The following is a 16,526-nucleotide window of genomic DNA, read 5'->3' on the forward strand; positions in this document are numbered from 1 at the left end:
GATCTCTGTGGGAGCGGGCTTGCCCGCGATGGGGTCACCTCGGTATCAGTTTTAGCTTAGTTAAACCAACCCGCCATTGACCCGCAAAATTTGCCCATTGACCCACCCCGACTCCGGCCCCGCCAGAAAGGACACCACCCGAGCAATATCCTCCGGCCGCCCAAGGCGCTCCAGCGGAGGCATTTTGGCGAGGGTCTGGATCTGTTCCTCGCTCTTGCCATGCAGGAACAGCTCGGTCGCCACCGGCCCCGGCGCCACCGCGTTGACCGTGATGTCGCGCCCGCGCATTTCCTTGGCGAACACCTGGGTCAGCGATTCCACCGCCGCCTTGCTGGCGATGTACACCGCATAACCCGGCAGGTTCATGCCCACGGTACTGCTGGAAAAATTGATGATCCGCCCGCCGTTGTTCAAGCGCGTCGCTGCTTCGCGCAGGGTGTTGAACGTGCCGCGGGCGTGGATGTTGAAAGTCTGTTCGAACAGCTCGTCGCTGTGCTGCGCCAGCGGCATGACCTTGAGGATGCCGGCGTTGTTCACCAGTACATCGATCTTTCCCAGCTGCGCTTCGGTCTCATCGAACATCCGCCGCACGTCCTCGGCATTGGCCACATCGGCCTTGATCGCTATGGCCCGATACCCGGCCTGACGCAACTCAACCACCAGCTTCGAAGCTTCGCTGGCGCTGTTGGCGTAGTTGATCGCGACGGCGAAACCTTCGCCGGCCAGCTGTTTGGCGATGACCGCGCCAATGCCACGGGAGGCGCCGGTTACGAGGGCAACTTTCGAGTCTTGAATCGACATGTTTTCTGCTTCCTGAATTAGGTGTGTAGAGCCAATTTCACATGTTTACTCAGGCCGATAAATGCACGAGAGTTGCCTTGACTGTTCAATAATCGCCAACAATCTAGCGTCGGGAGATCAGCGTGGATCAGGTCAAAGCGATGAAGGTCTTCGTGCGCATCTACGAGCGCAGCAGCTTCACCCTGGCGGCGCAGGACCTGGACCTGCCGCGCGCAACCCTGACCCACACCCTGAACCAGTTCGAGGCCTGGCTTGGCACGCGCTTGCTGGAACGCAGCACGCGCAAAGTGCGCCCGACACTGGATGGCGAGGCGTATTACCAGCGCTGCGTGCAGTTGCTCGCAGAACTTGAAGAAGCCGAATTGGCCTTTCGCAGCGTCGCGCCCAAAGGCCGCTTGCGGGTGGATTTGCACGGCACCCTGGCCCGGCATTTCGTCATCCCCGCGCTGCCGCAATTCATGGCCCGCTACCCCGACATCGAACTGTCCATTAGCGAAGCCGATCGCCTGGTCGACCTGATCGCCGAAGGCGTCGACTGTGTACTGCGCGCCGGCACCCTAAGCGACTCGGCGCTGATCGGCAAACGCGTCGCCAGCCTGCGCCAGATCACCTGCGCCAGCCCCGCCTATCTGCGCAAACACGGCGAACCGAAAACCCTCGACGACCTGAAAAAACACCGCGCCGTGAACTACGTGTCCCGCACCGACGGCAAAGTGTTCCCCTTCGAATTCATGGTCGATGGCGAACTCAGGGAAGTGCCCATCGACAGCGCGCTGTCCGTATTCGGCGCCGAAATCTACGCCGCCTCCGCCATCGCCGGACTGGGCCTCATCCAATGCCCCCACTACCGAATGGAAACCCAGATCGCCCAGGGCCTGATCAAGGAAATCCTCCCCAACACCCCACCCCCACCCATGCCAGTCTCGGTGCTGTACCCCCACAACCGACACATGTCGCCACGGGTTCGGGTGTTTGTGGATTGGTTGGGGGAGGTGTTTGCGCAGGCGCGATAAAGATCAAAAGATCGCAGCCTTCGACAGCTCCAGAGGCACGCGGACACCTGTCGAAGGCTGCGATCTTTTCAAAATGTTTAAGTCGTAAATGCGCTCGGATCTGCTGCCGTAAAGTCTGGAGTTCTTCATCCAACTGCGGGAAGGGTTCACTGACATGATCTACACGGTCGTTCTGCACAAAAACTCTGACTCGGACTACGGCGTGATCATCCCGGACGTTCCGGGATGTTTTTCCGCAGGCAGCACGGTGGCACAGGCGCTTGAGAGCGTGAAAGAGGCGCTGTCCCTGCATTACGAAGGGCTGGTGGCTGACGGTGATCCGCTGCCGCAGGTGCAGGAAATCGACGCACATCTTGATAACCCCGATTACGCCGGTGGCGTGTGGGCGGTGGTGGATTTCGATATCACGCCTTATTTCGGCAAGGCGGTGCGTTTCAATGCCACGCTGCCGGAGCAATTGCTTGAGCGCATCGACCAGACCGTCAAACGCGACCAGCGCTACAACTCGCGTTCCGGTTTTTTGGCGGCTGCGGCCTTGCGCGAACTGTCGGAATAGGGTTTCGATGAAAGTTTTGTGAAACGTTTCAGCAATTAGTCGAGTCAGAGGTTTTTTGGCGTTTGTCCGAGCGTATGCTGGGCGACTGGCGAAGCAGTCGAGACCAGATTCAAGACAGACAAGAGAGGATTCGATGACTTACACCGCTGCCGAAAACCGCTACGACTCCATTCCTTACCGCCGCGTCGGACGCAGCGGACTGGTGCTGCCGGCGCTGTCCCTGGGCCTGTGGCACAACTTCGGCGACAGCACGCCGATCGACACCCAGCGGGCGCTGTTGCGCACGGCGTTCGATCTGGGGATCAACCATTTCGACCTGGCCAACAACTACGGGCCGCCCTACGGCAGCGCCGAGATCAATTTCGGCCGTTTGCTGCGCGAGGATTTCAAGCAGTACCGCGATGAGCTGATCATCTCCAGCAAGGCCGGTTGGGACATGTGGCCCGGGCCTTACGGGCAGGGCGGCGGGTCGCGCAAATATGTACTGGCCAGCCTCGACCAGAGCCTGCAGCGCCTGGGCCTGGACTACGTGGACATTTTCTACTCGCACCGTTTCGACCCGGACACCCCGCTGGAAGAAACCGCCAGCGCGCTTGCCACGGCGGTGCAGCAGGGCAAGGCCCTGTACATCGGCATCTCGTCGTACTCCGGGGTCAAAACCCGCGAGATGGCCGCGCTGCTGAAGGAGTGGAAAGTGCCGCTGCTGATCCATCAGCCGGCCTATAACCTGCTCAATCGCTGGGTGGAAAAGGACCTGCTGGATGTCACTGATGAACTCGGCACCGGGGTGATTGCTTTCACCCCGCTGGCGCAGGGGCTGCTGACGGACAAGTACCTGAACGGTGTGCCGGCGGACGCGCGGGTCAATCGTCCGGGCGGTGGTTCGTTGCAGGCCTCGCACCTGTCCGAAGCCAACATCGCTCACGTTCGAGCCTTGAACGAAATCGCCAAGCGTCGCGGCCAGAGCCTGGCGCAACTGGCACTGGCCTGGACCCTGCGCGATCCGCGAGTGACCTCGGCACTGATCGGCGCAAGTCGGCCGGAGCAGATTGTCGAGAACGTCGGGGCGTTGAAGAACTTGAGCTTCAGCGTTGAGGAACTGGCAGAGATTGACCGGTTTGCCCAAGAGGGCGGGATCAATCTTTGGGAGAAGCCTTCGATGGCGGAGTAACTTCGTCTGGCGTTAAAGACAAATCAGGCCTCTTCACGCGTGAAGGGGCCTGATTTTTTAAAGGACGTGTCGTCGTTACTTCTTGTTTGGAAAGCCGAGAATTTCTGCGGGTTCGCCAAAGAACATCTCTCTCGCGGGCCTTTTTCTAAGCTGCATGTCGATCACCTGCGACTGATCAGGGAGAGTGAAATAACCCTCATCCAGGCTGCACAGGCTCTCAAGAACCGGCAGAGGCAATCCCAAAAGCTGTCTGACTTGAGATCGGGAAAGCACCTTGTTTTCCACGAGCATTTTCACGCCTTGAGTGATCAATAGCGGCCTTTCAAAATCGAAGTCGCCATCCATGGGTTCACCCTTGACCCAGCCTCTTGCTGATCTGGCTTTCCACAGGCGCGTTGTCGTGGTCTCGTTGATTATTTCCAGGTCCTGGCATCTGCGAACCATTGCTGCGACAGACACTTTCCACCGAGCTTTCAACGCAAGCAGGGTATCCAGAGTCGGCCAACGAATCTCTCTGAGGAAGCTTTCTGCAGGCATCAGAAATGCGCTTGCAAATCGATGGGCCTGAGACTCAAGCAGATCGTAGTTCGACTCGTATTGATCCTTGGACATATGCCGGTGGAGAACGATATGTCCCAGTTCATGGGCTGCATCGAATCGATTTCTTATGCCGTTCGCTTTGTCCGCGACGAGCAACACATAAGGGCGCTGATCAAGTTCATGCCAATTTGAAACACCGTCCATTTTCAGGTGGCCGAGTGTCGTTCGGGCACACACGATTCCTGCGTTTTCCAGAACCTGAACGACATTGGGTATGGGGGCAACCCCAAGCCCCCAGGCCTGGCGACACTCGCTGGCCATGCGTTCGATTTCTTCATCAGAAATCAGCAGGCAATTTTGCTCTTCAAGGTGAGGAACATTCACCGCAACAAACTCAAGACTTTCCTGAAGTTTGTAGGAGATGTCTTGAAGCCACTCCAGGCGTACTTCAGCAATTTCTCTCGCTGTAACCGTGGCGCTTGCCTGTGAGCGGAAAAAGAACGGCGTGTTCTCGCTGGTTACGGTTTGTTCTTCGAGCAACCAGTTTTCACTCACGCCAAAGACTTCGCATAGCCGCTGAAACGCATCGGCTTCAGGGACTTGAAGGCCGTTTTCCCATTTGGAGATATTTCCGGAGGCGCGCCCAACCATCTCGGCCAATGCGGTCTGCGTGATACCACACGTGAGCCGCAACTGTTTGAGACGCTCGGACTGAAAGCCCGCGACTCCAGTTCTCATGGTTCACCCCTAGGAACTTTGCCCATTTTCAATTTGGTCTTCGATTTCTTCAGCGCGGCGCATCTTATCTCGCAACTTCACCAATTCAATCGGTTTCTGATCAATAACCTGGTTAGCAGAGTAGCTCTGAAGAAGCTCCTCGAAGGTGCAATCCATATGGAAACCCTTACCGTTGAAGTAGGGTATCGCCATCATGATCGCCAAAGGTTCTGATTGATCTGCTGAACCGAAAGGTGGTGCGTGGACTACAACCAGAGCGTGGATCAACTGTTCGGATACGGGTTGGGACGGTCCATCGATCCAGTCCATTTGAGTGGATGCCAGCGATTCGTTGAGTGCTTTCAATTCACTACGGTGTTTAGCCGCGCGAATGTCTTTTTGCCAAGGCAAAACGACGGTTGTGATTCGCAGCTTTCCCAACTCCAACAGGACGTAATGATGCCCTTTGGGATCGGTGGATTTGATGATGGGACTCCAGCGCCCCATACCTGCCAGGGCATCCTGAGCGAGTGAGTGGCGCAAGTGCCCCCTGAGATTCTCATGAGGAATATTAATCAGAAGGTCCTGCGCCACTTTTGTAGCCGTTTGAAAGGTTTGAGGAATCAACACGCCCAATTCCTCGAAAAACTCCCTATCAACCTGCTCACGAATGAAACTCTGAATCTCTTCCTTTGTGATCATGGGTTTCACCACTTACTGTTCGGTAATCGGATTTTTACTTAATTTTTATTCGTTATGGAAGAAATAACTGTGTTTTTGTACAGGTCGCCAGACGAGCGGTGTGAGCCTGGAATTATCGAAAAAACGGCACATCCCCCAACACCGTAGCCCGCTGCATCACGCGCCGTGCCGGGCGGTAGTCGTCGACGGCGTAATGCTGGGTCACGCGGTTGTCCCAGAAGGCGATGTCGTCTTGCTGCCAGCGCCAGCGGATGGTGAATTCCGGGCGGGTGGTGTGGGCGAACAGGAATTTCAGAATCGCTTCGCTCTCGGTTTCCGACAGTTCGTTGATCTTCGAAGTGAAGCCCTCATTGACGAACAGCGAGCGGCGTCCGCTGACCGGGTGCGTGCGGATGACCGGGTGTGACAGCGGCGGGTTCTTGCGCCGTGCCTCTTCCCATTGCGCCAGCGCCTCGGGGGTGTTGCCGTAGCGCTCCAGCGGGAAGGAACGGGTGAAGTCGTGGGTGGCGGTCAGGCCTTCGAGCAGGGTTTTCATCGGGGCGGACAAGGCTTCGTACGCGGCGATGCCACTGGCCCACAGCGTGTCGCCGCCGTACTCCGGCAGCAGCTTGGCGCTGAGCACCGCGCCCAGGGCCGGGGTCGGCAGGAAGGTCACGTCGGTGTGCCAGATCGCGTTGTCGCGCACGTCGGTGACGGCGGTGTCGAGGATCAGGATCTCTGGTTGTTCCGGCACGTTCGGGTAGATCGGGTGAATGTGCAGGTCGCCGAAGTTGGCGGCGAAACGCGCCTGCTGTTGCGGGGTGATCGGTTGGTTGCGGAAGAACAGCACCTGATGCTTGAGCAGGGCCTGCTCGATGGCGTCGCGCTGTTCCAGGTTCAGTGGCTGGCTGATGTCGACGCCGCTGATTTGTGCGCCGAGGGCGGGGCTCAATGGGGTGATGCTGAGAGTGCTCATGGACGTTCTCTTCAATTTCATTCTGTAGGAGCCGAGCTTGCTCGCGATGGCGGTGCTTCAGTCACAGGTGTGTGGTCTGACAGTCTGCTATCGCGAGCAAGCTCGGCTCCTACAGTGGGGAGTTCGGTGATCGATGATTAATGCGCCTGGCCATGCCACGGCACCAGTTTGCGCTGCAGGGCGCGCAGGCCCATTTCCATGGCGAAGGCGATCAGGGCGATGACCAGGATGCCCAGCACCACCACATCGGTGACCAGGAACTGCGCGGCCGACTGCACCATGAAACCCAGGCCGCTGGTGGCGGCGATCAGTTCGGCGGCGACCAGGGTCGACCAGCCCACACCCAGACCAATACGCACGCCGGTCAAAATGTCCGGCAGGGCGCTTGGCAGAATCACATGGCGAATCAACTGCGCGCGGGTTGCACCGAGGGACTGCGCGGCGCGCAATTTCGCCGGGTCGACGGTGCGCACGCCGGTGGCGGTGGCGATGGCAATCGGGGCGAAAATCGCCAGGTAAATCAGCAGGACTTTCGACAGCTCCCCGATGCCGCACCAGATCACGATCAGCGGCAGATACGCCAGCGGCGGAATAGGACGGTAGAACTCGATCAAAGGATCGAGCACGCCCCGTGCGATGCGGTTGGCGCCGATGGCGATACCCACGGGCACCGCGGTCAGCACGGCAAAACCAAGGCCTAGGCCGATGCGACTGAGGCTCGCGCCCAGGTGCTGCCACAGGGTCGAATCCATGTAGCCGGTGGTCGCCAGCAGCCAGCCCTTTTGCAGCACGGCGGACGGCGGCGGGAGGAACAGCGGCTCGATCAAACCGCTGGCCGTCACGGCCCACCAGACGAAAACCAGAGCGGCCAGCGTCAGCAGGCTGATCCAGCGAATACTCAAACTGCGGCGAACCGGAACCGCCGTAGCGCCAGTCTTTACCGCGGCAACGGGAATCTCATAGCTGCTCATGCGCGCTCCTGCCGCTGGGCGGCGCTGCGTTGGGAGAACACTCGGGCGAGCACGTGTTCACGGGTTTCGATAAAACGCGGGTCGGATTTGATCGAGCGCGCCGACTCGCCAGCGGCGTAACGCTGGCCGAAATCCAGCTGCAGGCGTTCGACGATTTGCCCGGGATTCGGCGCCAGCAGAATCAGGTCGGTGGCGAGGAAGACCGCTTCTTCAATGTCGTGGGTGATCAGGAACACCGGCTTGGCGGTGCGCCGCCAGACTTGCAGCAGCAGTTCCTGCATCTGTTCGCGGGTAAAGGCATCGAGGGCGCCGAAGGGCTCGTCCATCAGCAATACCCGTGGGTCGGCGGCGAGGGCGCGGGCCAGGCCGACGCGCTGTTTCTGTCCGCCGGACAACTGCCAGATACGACGCTGTTCGAAGCCGGACAGGTCGACCAGCGAAAGCATTTCACGGGCGCGAAGTTCGCGTTTTCCCCGCGCAACGCCTGCCAGTTCCAGGCCGAAGCCGACGTTGGCCAGCACGTCCTGCCAGGGCAACAGGGCGTCGTCCTGAAACACCACACCACGTTCAGCGCTCGGACCTTTGACCGGCACGCCGTCGAGGGTGATGCGCCCGGCGCTGGGTTCGACGAAACCGGCAATCAGGTTCAACAGCGATGTCTTGCCACTGCCGGACGGGCCGAGGGCGACCAGCAGTTGCTGGGGGCCCAGGGTGAGGGAAATGTCCGCCAGCACCGGTTCCGGGCTGCCGGGGTACTGTGCGCTGATACGCTCCAGCTGTAGCAAGGCCATCTCAGTCAGCTCCCGATCAGTTGGTGATGAACTTGGCGCTGACGTACGGCGCGTAGTCCGGCAGCACCGCCTCGACCTTGCCTTGCTCCTTGAGGAACACGGCGGTGTCGGTGATGGCCTTGGTGGTAGGGGCGCCGAGGCTGATCACCTGATCGGCCGCAAGCGGGTAGACGTTGCCTTGCAGCAGCAGCGGAATGTCGCTGGCCTTGGCGCCGGAGAGTTTCACCAGCTTGTCGACGTTGCCTTGATTGGCGATCCAGGCTTGCGGGTCTTTGCGGTATTCGGCGTAGGCATCCAGGGTGACTTTGGCGAAGGCCGAAACGATTTCCGGGTGCTTCTCGGCGAAGTCCTTGCGCACGATCCAGGCATCAAAGGTCGGCGCGCCGAACTTGGCCAGTTCGCCGGAGGTAATCAGCACTTTGCCGTTTTCCTTGGCCACACCCAGCGCCGGATCCCAGACGTAGGTGGCGTCGATGTCGCCGCGCTTCCAGGCGGCAATGATCGCCGGCGGCGCGAGGTTGAGCACGGTGACTTTCGACGGGTCGATGTTCCAGTGCTTGAGCGCGGCCAGCAGGCTGTAGTGGCCGGTCGAAACGAAAGGCACGGCGATCTTCTTGCCGATCAGGTCCTGCGGGGTCTTGATCCCGGAACCGTCGCGCGCCACCAGGGCCTCGGCGGCACCGATCTGGGTGGCGATGAGGAAGGTTTCCACCGGTACCTTGCGGGTGATGGCGGCGGTCAGCGGGCTGGAACCGAGGTAGCCGATCTGCACGTCACCGGAGGCGATGGCGGCGATGATGTCGGCACCGTTATCGAACTTGCGCCAGCTGATGTCGGCCTTGGTGGCCTTTTCGTAGGCGCCGTCGGCCTGGGCGACTTTCGCCGGATCGACGGTGGTCTGGTAGGCGACGGTGACGTCAGCCGCCTGGGCAAAGAAACTCGCCGCAGCCAGGGAAGCGGCCGCCAGCAAGCGAAGGGGGAAGTGCAGTTTCATGGGGGAGCTCCTGTCAGGCGACCGAGAGTCGGCGTGAAAGGAGACTAAATGATCTAAGAATTCAAAAATAAATAACTTTTTCGAATGAGCTTATGATCGGAGTAATTTAAGCGTGACCGCTGCGCAGTCAATCGCGAGCAGGCTCGCTCCTACAAGGGAAACGCATACCCTGTGGGAGCGAGCCTGCTCGCGATAGGTCCGAAGGACCTTAGTTGCTGATCGCCAGAATGCTCGCCTGATAAGCCCCGACGAACACGTCGAAATCGCCAACCTCGTTCTGTTCCAGCTCAACCTGCTCAGCCAGCGAAGTACGCGCACGTTCTTCAAATTTCGCCTGAACATCCGCAGGCAATGGCTCGCTGCGGAAGAACTCCGCATGCACCTGGCTCTGACGCAGGGAGAACTGGGCGAAGCTTTCCTTGTGCTCGGCCATCGACGCAAGGACCTGGGCCGAAGGTGTCAGGGACGGATCCTTGACCTTGGCCATCTGCGCATCCAGCGCCTTGCTGTGGGCATCGCCGCCGTGGCTCTGATCAAGCAGCGCGGCCAACGGCGCGATGCTTTCCAGCAACTGGCCTGCCCATTCCTTCAGTTCCACCGGCTGACCATCGCGCTGCAACTGCAGGCCCGGACGACGACCTTCCTTGACCACGCTGAGGAAGTTCGAGGTGGCGTTGCCGCAGCTGGTGTTGGTCAGCAGCGGGCTGTCGTTCAGGGCGCAGTACAGCAGGAAGGCGTCGAGGAAACGCGATTCGGTGATGTCGATGCCCATCGGCAGGAACGGGTTGATGTCCAGGCAACGCACTTCGACGTACTGAATGCCACGGGCCATCAAGGCCTGGATCGGACGTTCGCCGGAGTAGGTCACGCGTTTTGGGCGAATGTTGGAGTAGTACTCGTTTTCGATCTGCAGGATGTTGGTGTTGAGCTGAACCCACTCACCGTCCTTGTGCGTACCGACTTCGACGTACGGCGCGTAGGGCGTGGCTACCGCTTTGCGCAGACTGTCGGTGTAGCTGACCAGATCGTTGTAGCAAGGGGTCAGGCCGGCCTGGGCGTTGGATTGATAACCCAGGTCGCTCATGCGCAGGCTGGTGGCGTAGGGCAGATACAGGGTGTCCGGGTCCAGTTGCTCCAGCTGATGCGCACGGCCACGCAGGAAGCCGGCGTCCAGGGCCGGCGATGCACCGAACAGGTACATCAGCAGCCAGCTGTAACGGCGGAAGTTGCGGATCAGGGCGATGTAGGACGACGACTGGAAGTCGCGGTCGGTGCCGACAAAACCTTCGGCCGTCTTGAGCAGCGGCCAGAGTTTTTCCGGCAGGGAGAAGTTGTAGTGAATCCCGGCGATGCACTGCATGGTCTTGCCGTAACGCAGGGCCAGGCCCTTGCGGTACACGTACTTGAGCTGCCCGATGTTGGAGGTGCCGTAGTAGGCGATCGGGATATCTTCCTCGGCCGGCAATGGGCACGGCATCGATGGACTCCACAGGTACTCGTTGCCGAGCTTGCTGTAGGCAAAGCGATGAATGCTGTCCAGGCTCGCCAGCGTATCGGCCGGATCGGTCAGGGCAGGGGTGATGAACTCCAGCAGCGACTCGGAATAGTCGGTGGTGATCTGTTCATTGGTCAGCGCGGAACCCAGTTCTTCCGGGTGCGGCGTTTGCGCCAGGCGACCTTCGCCGGTCACGCGCAGGCATTCACGTTCGATGCCGTGAAGGCACTGTTCGAGCAGAGAGAGGTTAGCGCGCTCGCCGAGCAGGGCCAGGCGGCGGTTGAGAAGTTCGCTCAAGTTGGATTCCTTCACGCGTCAGTCGCCCCAATATGGGGGTGGGCAAGACGGTCTACAAGGGTGAAGTTGAAACTGGCGTTTTCGCCTGGTTTTTGTCGCTATTGATCAAATTTTGCACAGATCCCCTGTAGGAGCCGAGCTTGCTCGCGATGCGGTGTGTCAGCCAACACAATTGTCGTCTGATAATCCGCTATCGCGAGCAAGCTCTGCTCCTACAGAGCGAGGCATTGCGCCGAAATTAACTCAAATTGATGGCGACTAGCTACAGGACAGCGAACGTGCCTTGTGCTTTTGCGACCAGTTTGTCGCCTTGTACGACGTCGGCCTCGACCACCAGGGTGCGGCGGCCCGGGTGGATCACCCGCGCCGTGCACATCACCTCGCCGTCGGCGACGGCGCGGATGTAGTTGATCTTGCACTCGATGGTCGCGCTCTGCTGGTCAAAGCCATGGCTGCTGGAACAGGCCAGCCCCATGGCAATGTCCACCAGACTGAACAAGGCGCCGCCGTGCAGCTTGCCGGCGCGATTGCGCAACTCGGGCTCGAGCACCAGAGCGACTTGCGCCACCCCGGTTTCCAGGCTGTGCAGACGGCAGCCCAGCAGCTTGAAAAACGCGCTTTCGGTATACCCGGCAGGGATATCCATCAACGCTTCTTCAACTGCTTGGCGTTGGCGAACAGCGAAGCCATGGCATTGTTGGACGGAGCCGCCGCCGTGGTTTCCTTGCGCGGCGCGTTGTTCTGCGACTGACGCGGTGCCGAGCCAGGACGCGCGCCACGGGCACCGTCGATTTTCTCGCCCGGGGTGTCGCTCATGCGCATCGACAGGCCCACGCGTTTGCGTGGAATGTCGACTTCCATGACCTTCACTTTCACCACGTCACCGGCTTTCACCGCTTCGCGTGGATCCTTGATGAACTTCTCCGAAAGTGCGGAGATGTGCACCAAACCGTCCTGATGCACGCCGATGTCGACGAATGCGCCGAAGGCCGTCACGTTGGTCACCACACCTTCGAGGATCATGCCCGGTTGCAGGTCCTTGAGGTCTTCAACGCCTTCCATGAACTCGGCGGTCTTGAACTCCGGACGCGGGTCGCGGCCCGGTTTTTCCAGTTCCTGAAGAATGTCGGTGACGGTCGGCAGGCCGAAGGTTTCGTCGGTGAATTTCTTCGGATCCAGACGCTTGAGGAACGACGCGTCGCCAATCAGCGAGCGAATGTCGCGGTCGGTCTCGGCGGCGATGCGCTGCACCAGCGGATAGGCTTCCGGGTGAACGGCGGAGGAGTCCAGCGGGTTATCGCCGTTCATCACCCGCAGGAAGCCGGCGGCCTGTTCGAAGGTTTTTTCACCCAGACGCGCGACTTTCTTCAGGGCAGCACGGGTTTTGAAAGCCCCGTGTTCGTCGCGGTGGCTGACGATGTTCTGCGCCAGGGTCGCGTTGAGGCCGGAAATACGAGCCAGCAGCGCAACCGAAGCGGTGTTCACGTCCACGCCCACGGCGTTCACACAGTCTTCGACCACGGCGTCCAGGCCGCGGGCCAGTTTCAGCTGCGACACGTCGTGCTGGTACTGGCCGACGCCGATGGATTTCGGGTCGATCTTCACCAGTTCCGCCAGTGGATCCTGCAGGCGGCGGGCAATGGAAACTGCGCCACGGATCGACACGTCCAGGTCCGGGAATTCCTTGGCCGCCAGTTCCGATGCCGAGTACACCGATGCACCGGCCTCGGACACCATGACCTTGGTCATCTTCATGGCTGGGTATTTTTTGATCAGCTCAATCGCCAGCTTGTCGGTTTCACGGCTGGCGGTGCCGTTGCCGATGGCGATCAGATCCACCGAATGCTTGGCGCACAGGGCGGCCAGGATCGCGATGGTCTGGTCCCATTTGTTGTGCGGCACGTGCGGGTAAACGGTGGCGTGATCCAGCAGCTTGCCGGTGGAGTCGACCACGGCCACCTTGCAGCCGGTGCGCAGGCCAGGGTCCAGGCCCAGAGTGGCGCGCGGACCAGCCGGAGCGGACAGCAGCAGGTCGTGCAGGTTGTGGGCGAAAACGTTGATCGCCTCGGCTTCCGCGCCGTCGCGCAGTTCGCCCAGCAGGTCGGTTTCCAGGTGGGTGTAGAGCTTGACCTTCCAGGTCCAGCGCACTACTTCGCCCAGCCATTTGTCGGCAGGACGGTTCTGGTTCTGGATGCCGAATTGCTGGCCGATCATGCCTTCGCACGGGTGCATGGTGCCCGGCAGTTCATCGCCGACTTTCAGCGCGGAGCTGAGAATGCCTTCGTTGCGGCCACGGAAAATCGCCAGGGCGCGGTGCGATGGCATGCTTTTCAGCGGTTCGTCGTGTTCGAAATAGTCGCGGAACTTGGCGCCTTCCTCTTCCTTGCCGGCGATCACGCGGGCACTGAGGGTGGCTTCCTGCTTGAGGTAATTGCGCAGTTTTTCCAGCAGGCTCGCGTCTTCGGCGAAGCGCTCCATCAGAATGTACTTGGAGCCTTCGAGGGCGGCCTTCACGTCGGCGACGCCTTTTTCGGCGTTAACGAAGCGCGCGGCCTCGGTTTCCGGGGTCAGGCTTGGGTCGTTGAACAGACCGTCGGCCAGTTCGCCGAGGCCGGCTTCGAGGGCGATCTGGCCCTTGGTGCGGCGTTTTTGCTTGTACGGCAGGTACAGGTCTTCGAGGCGGGTCTTGGTGTCGGCGAGCTTGATATCGCGTTCCAGCTGCGGGGTCAGCTTGCCTTGCTCTTCGATGCTGGCCAGGATGCTGATGCGCCGTTCGTCGAGTTCTCGCAGGTAGCGCAGACGCTCTTCCAGATGACGCAACTGGGTGTCATCGAGGCTGCCGGTGACTTCTTTCCGGTAACGGGCGATGAAGGGAACGGTAGAGCCTTCATCGAGTAGCGCGACGGCCGCTTCGACCTGTTGTGGGCGTACGCCGAGTTCTTCGGCGATGCGGCTGTTGATGCTGTCCATAAAACCACCTGACAAATTGTGAAAGCAGGCTCGCAGGCGCGATACAGGGCCCTGGCGAGTCTGGTTGAGCGGCAAGCCTGCGCCGCTGCCTGGATCAAAAGGTATCTCGTTGACCCGTGAAATCGAACAATTACTGCCGGTGCCATGAAAAATAAAAAGCGGCCGCCGGGGGTAACGATCAGACGTTGCCTGACACAAAAGGCCGCGCATTATAACCAGCGTTCGGCCCTTGGGGTGTGTCCCGGGTCAGTGGGATCCGTGCCGGGATTCCTGGCAGTGAAGGAAAAATCTGCTAACAATGCACACGGTGCGTATAACGGCAGCTACGCCATAATGCGCGCCGAGCTAAAAGGAGCATTCAATGAGCAGCACTGCAAACATTGCTGAAGGCGAAAAAATTCTTATTGTTGACGACGACCCGGGCCTCAGCAGCCTGCTGGAGCGTTTTTTCGTCAGCAAGGGCTACCGCGCCCGTGCCGTCCCGAACACTGAACAAATGGACCGCCTGCTGGCGCGTGAAGTGTTCAACCTGGTCGTCCTCGACCTGATGCTGCCCGGCGAAGACGGCCTGACCGCATGCCGCCGCCTGCGCAGCGCGAACAACCAGATTCCGATCATCATGCTGACCGCCAAGGGCGACGAGCTGAGCCGTATCAAGGGCCTGGAACTGGGCGCCGATGATTACCTGGCCAAGCCGTTCAACCCTGACGAGCTGATGGCCCGTGTCAAAGCCGTATTGCGCCGTCAGTCGGCACCGGTGCCGGGCGCGCCGGGCAGCGAAGACGAAAGCGTGACCTTCGGTGACTACGAACTGTCCCTGGCTACCCGCGAGCTCAAGCGCGGCGAAGAAGTGCACATGCTCACCACTGGCGAGTTCGCGGTCCTCAAGGCGCTGGTCATGAACGCCCGCCAGCCGCTGACCCGCGACAAGCTGATGAACCTGGCCCGTGGCCGCGAATGGGACGCTCTGGAGCGCTCCATCGACGTGCAGATTTCCCGTCTGCGCCGGATGATCGAACCCGATCCATCCAAACCGCGTTATATCCAGACCGTCTGGGGCGTGGGTTATGTGTTCGTTCCGGATGGCACCGCCACCAAGTGATCGACCCATTGCAGGAGCGGGTCGGCGGACAGGTCTGATGACCATGGCCGCAGACTCGCGACCCGCAATATGCGAGCATCGCTCGTTCCTGCAAGTGTGTAGCGCCTATCCATGAAAACCCCGGTTTGGTTCCCCCAGAGTTTCTTCTCCCGCACCCTTTGGCTGGTGCTCATCGTCGTTCTGTTCTCCAAGGCACTGACCCTGGTTTATCTGTTGATGAACGAGGACGTGCTGGTTGACCGCCAATACAGCCACGGCGTCGCCCTGACGCTGCGCGCCTATTGGGCAGCCGACGAAAACAACCGCGACAAGATTGCCGAAGCCGCGACCCTGATCCGGGTGGTGGGCACTGGCGTGCCGGAAGGCGAGCAACACTGGCCATACAGCGAAATCTACCAGCGACAGATGCAGGCCGAACTGGGCGCCGATACCGAGGTGCGATTGCGCATGCACACGCCACCGGCCTTGTGGGTGAGGGCACCGAGCCTGGGTGATGGCTGGATGAAAGTGCCGCTGTACCCGCATCCGCTGCGCGGTCAGAAGATCTGGAACGTGCTGGGCTGGTTCCTGGCGATCGGTCTGCTGTCCACGGCGTCGGCGTGGATCTTCGTCAGCCAGCTCAACCAACCATTGAAGCGCCTGGTCTATGCGGCTCGGCAACTCGGCCAGGGCCGCAGTGTGCGCCTGCCGATCAGCGACACGCCCAGTGAAATGACCGAGGTGTATCGCGCCTTCAACCAGATGGCGGAAGACGTCGAACAGGCCGGGCGCGAGCGTGAGCTGATGCTGGCGGGGGTGTCCCATGACTTGCGTACGCCGCTGACTCGCCTGCGATTGTCACTGGAGCTGATGGGCGACCGCACCGACCTGACCGACGACATGGTCCGCGATATTGAAGACATGGATGCGATCCTCGACCAGTTCCTGGCCTTCATTCGCGACGGTCGCGATGAGTCGGTGGAGGAGGTGGACCTGAGCGATCTGGTCCGGGAAGTGGCTGCGCCGTTCAACCAGAACGAAGAGAAGGTGCACTTGCGCCTGGAGCCGATCCAGCCGTTTCCATTGCGTCGGGTGTCGATGAAGCGGTTGCTGAACAACCTGATCGGCAACGCGCTTCATCACGCGGGCAGTGGCGTGGAAGTGGCGGCCTATGTTTCCGGCGACACCGCTGCTCCCTATGTGGTGCTGAGCGTCATGGACCGTGGCGCCGGGATCGACCCGGCGGAGCTGGAAGCGATCTTCAACCCCTTCACCCGTGGCGACCGTGCCCGGGGTGGCAAAGGCACCGGGCTGGGGCTGGCGATCGTCAAGCGGATCGCTTCAATGCATGGCGGGAATGTCGAGTTGCGCAACCGTTCCGGCGGCGGTCTGGAAGCGCGGGTGAGGTTGCCATTGGGATTGATGTTGCCGCGGGATGCGGTTTAACGGGGCCGAAGGCCTCTTCGCGGGCA

Annotated in this window: 15 protein-coding genes; 5 read left to right on the top strand and 10 right to left on the bottom strand. The window is 60.4% G+C overall.

Annotated elements, in window-relative coordinates; genetic code table 11:
* Positions 1 to 60: 60 nt before the first annotated feature.
* Positions 61 to 801, bottom strand: a complete 741-nt coding sequence (locus K9857_RS24610; protein ID WP_224540212.1) for an SDR family oxidoreductase — start codon at positions 799 to 801, stop codon at positions 61 to 63.
* 122 nt (positions 802 to 923) lie between these two features.
* On the opposite strand from K9857_RS24610, the gene K9857_RS24615 reads away from it, so the two are divergent.
* The 3 genes from K9857_RS24615 to mgrA all read left to right on the top strand — a co-directional run bounded on the left by K9857_RS24615 (position 924) and on the right by mgrA (position 3,541).
* Positions 924 to 1,814: a LysR family transcriptional regulator gene (locus K9857_RS24615; protein WP_224540214.1), complete on the top strand. Its 891-nt coding sequence runs from the start codon at positions 924 to 926 to the stop codon at positions 1,812 to 1,814.
* A 154-nt stretch (positions 1,815 to 1,968) separates the two neighbouring features.
* Positions 1,969 to 2,370, top strand: coding sequence for a type II toxin-antitoxin system HicB family antitoxin (locus tag K9857_RS24620; protein WP_224540215.1), 402 nt, complete (start codon positions 1,969 to 1,971; stop codon positions 2,368 to 2,370).
* Between the two features lie 133 nt (positions 2,371 to 2,503).
* Entirely contained in the window at positions 2,504 to 3,541 is a 1,038-nt protein-coding gene (gene mgrA / locus K9857_RS24625; protein WP_224540216.1) for an L-glyceraldehyde 3-phosphate reductase, read from the top strand.
* A 75-nt stretch (positions 3,542 to 3,616) separates the two neighbouring features.
* Here the strand turns inward: mgrA and K9857_RS24630 are convergent, their stop codons facing one another.
* The 9 genes from K9857_RS24630 to K9857_RS24670 all read right to left on the bottom strand — a co-directional run bounded on the left by K9857_RS24630 (position 3,617) and on the right by K9857_RS24670 (position 13,973).
* Positions 3,617 to 4,819, bottom strand: a complete 1,203-nt coding sequence (locus tag K9857_RS24630) for a helix-turn-helix domain-containing protein (protein WP_224540217.1) — start codon at positions 4,817 to 4,819, stop codon at positions 3,617 to 3,619.
* A 9-nt stretch (positions 4,820 to 4,828) separates the two neighbouring features.
* Positions 4,829 to 5,500: a hypothetical protein gene (locus K9857_RS24635; protein WP_224540219.1), complete on the bottom strand. Its 672-nt coding sequence runs from the start codon at positions 5,498 to 5,500 to the stop codon at positions 4,829 to 4,831.
* Positions 5,501 to 5,612: 112 nt separating this feature from the next.
* Positions 5,613 to 6,455, bottom strand: coding sequence for a taurine dioxygenase (gene tauD, locus K9857_RS24640; protein ID WP_224540221.1), 843 nt, complete (start codon positions 6,453 to 6,455; stop codon positions 5,613 to 5,615).
* A 137-nt stretch (positions 6,456 to 6,592) separates the two neighbouring features.
* Positions 6,593 to 7,426, bottom strand: a complete 834-nt coding sequence (gene tauC / locus K9857_RS24645) for a taurine ABC transporter permease TauC (RefSeq protein ID WP_224540223.1) — start codon at positions 7,424 to 7,426, stop codon at positions 6,593 to 6,595.
* On the bottom strand, positions 7,423 to 8,217 hold the full coding sequence (gene tauB, locus K9857_RS24650; RefSeq protein ID WP_224540225.1) for a taurine ABC transporter ATP-binding subunit: 795 nt from the start codon (positions 8,215 to 8,217) through the stop codon (positions 7,423 to 7,425). Before tauB ends, tauC begins: the two co-directional genes overlap by 4 nt.
* A gap of 16 nt (positions 8,218 to 8,233) precedes the next feature.
* Positions 8,234 to 9,211 carry a taurine ABC transporter substrate-binding protein gene (gene tauA, locus K9857_RS24655; RefSeq protein WP_224540228.1) on the bottom strand — a complete coding sequence of 326 codons (978 nt, stop codon included), beginning with the start codon at positions 9,209 to 9,211 and terminating at the stop codon, positions 8,234 to 8,236.
* Positions 9,212 to 9,419: 208 nt separating this feature from the next.
* Positions 9,420 to 11,003, bottom strand: coding sequence for a glutamate--cysteine ligase (gene gshA, locus K9857_RS24660; protein ID WP_224540230.1), 1,584 nt, complete (start codon positions 11,001 to 11,003; stop codon positions 9,420 to 9,422).
* A gap of 262 nt (positions 11,004 to 11,265) precedes the next feature.
* The gene (locus tag K9857_RS24665; protein WP_175376481.1) at positions 11,266 to 11,649 is read right to left on the bottom strand and encodes a PaaI family thioesterase; all 384 of its coding nucleotides are present in this window, start codon (positions 11,647 to 11,649) and stop codon (positions 11,266 to 11,268) included.
* Positions 11,649 to 13,973: a Tex family protein gene (locus K9857_RS24670; RefSeq protein WP_224540232.1), complete on the bottom strand. Its 2,325-nt coding sequence runs from the start codon at positions 13,971 to 13,973 to the stop codon at positions 11,649 to 11,651. The genes K9857_RS24665 and K9857_RS24670 overlap by 1 nt, the downstream gene beginning before the upstream one ends.
* Before the next feature lie 361 nt (positions 13,974 to 14,334).
* Between K9857_RS24670 and ompR the strand changes: the two genes are divergently transcribed.
* Positions 14,335 to 15,075 (top strand): two-component system response regulator OmpR, encoded by a 741-nt coding sequence (ompR, locus tag K9857_RS24675; RefSeq protein WP_096513915.1) that lies wholly within the window; start codon positions 14,335 to 14,337, stop codon positions 15,073 to 15,075.
* Positions 15,076 to 15,186: 111 nt separating this feature from the next.
* On the top strand, positions 15,187 to 16,500 hold the full coding sequence (locus K9857_RS24680; protein WP_224540234.1) for an ATP-binding protein: 1,314 nt from the start codon (positions 15,187 to 15,189) through the stop codon (positions 16,498 to 16,500).
* Positions 16,501 to 16,526: the final 26 nt, after the last annotated feature.

The organism is Pseudomonas sp. REP124 (assembly GCF_020164475.1).
Taxonomy (GTDB): domain Bacteria; phylum Pseudomonadota; class Gammaproteobacteria; order Pseudomonadales; family Pseudomonadaceae; genus Aquipseudomonas.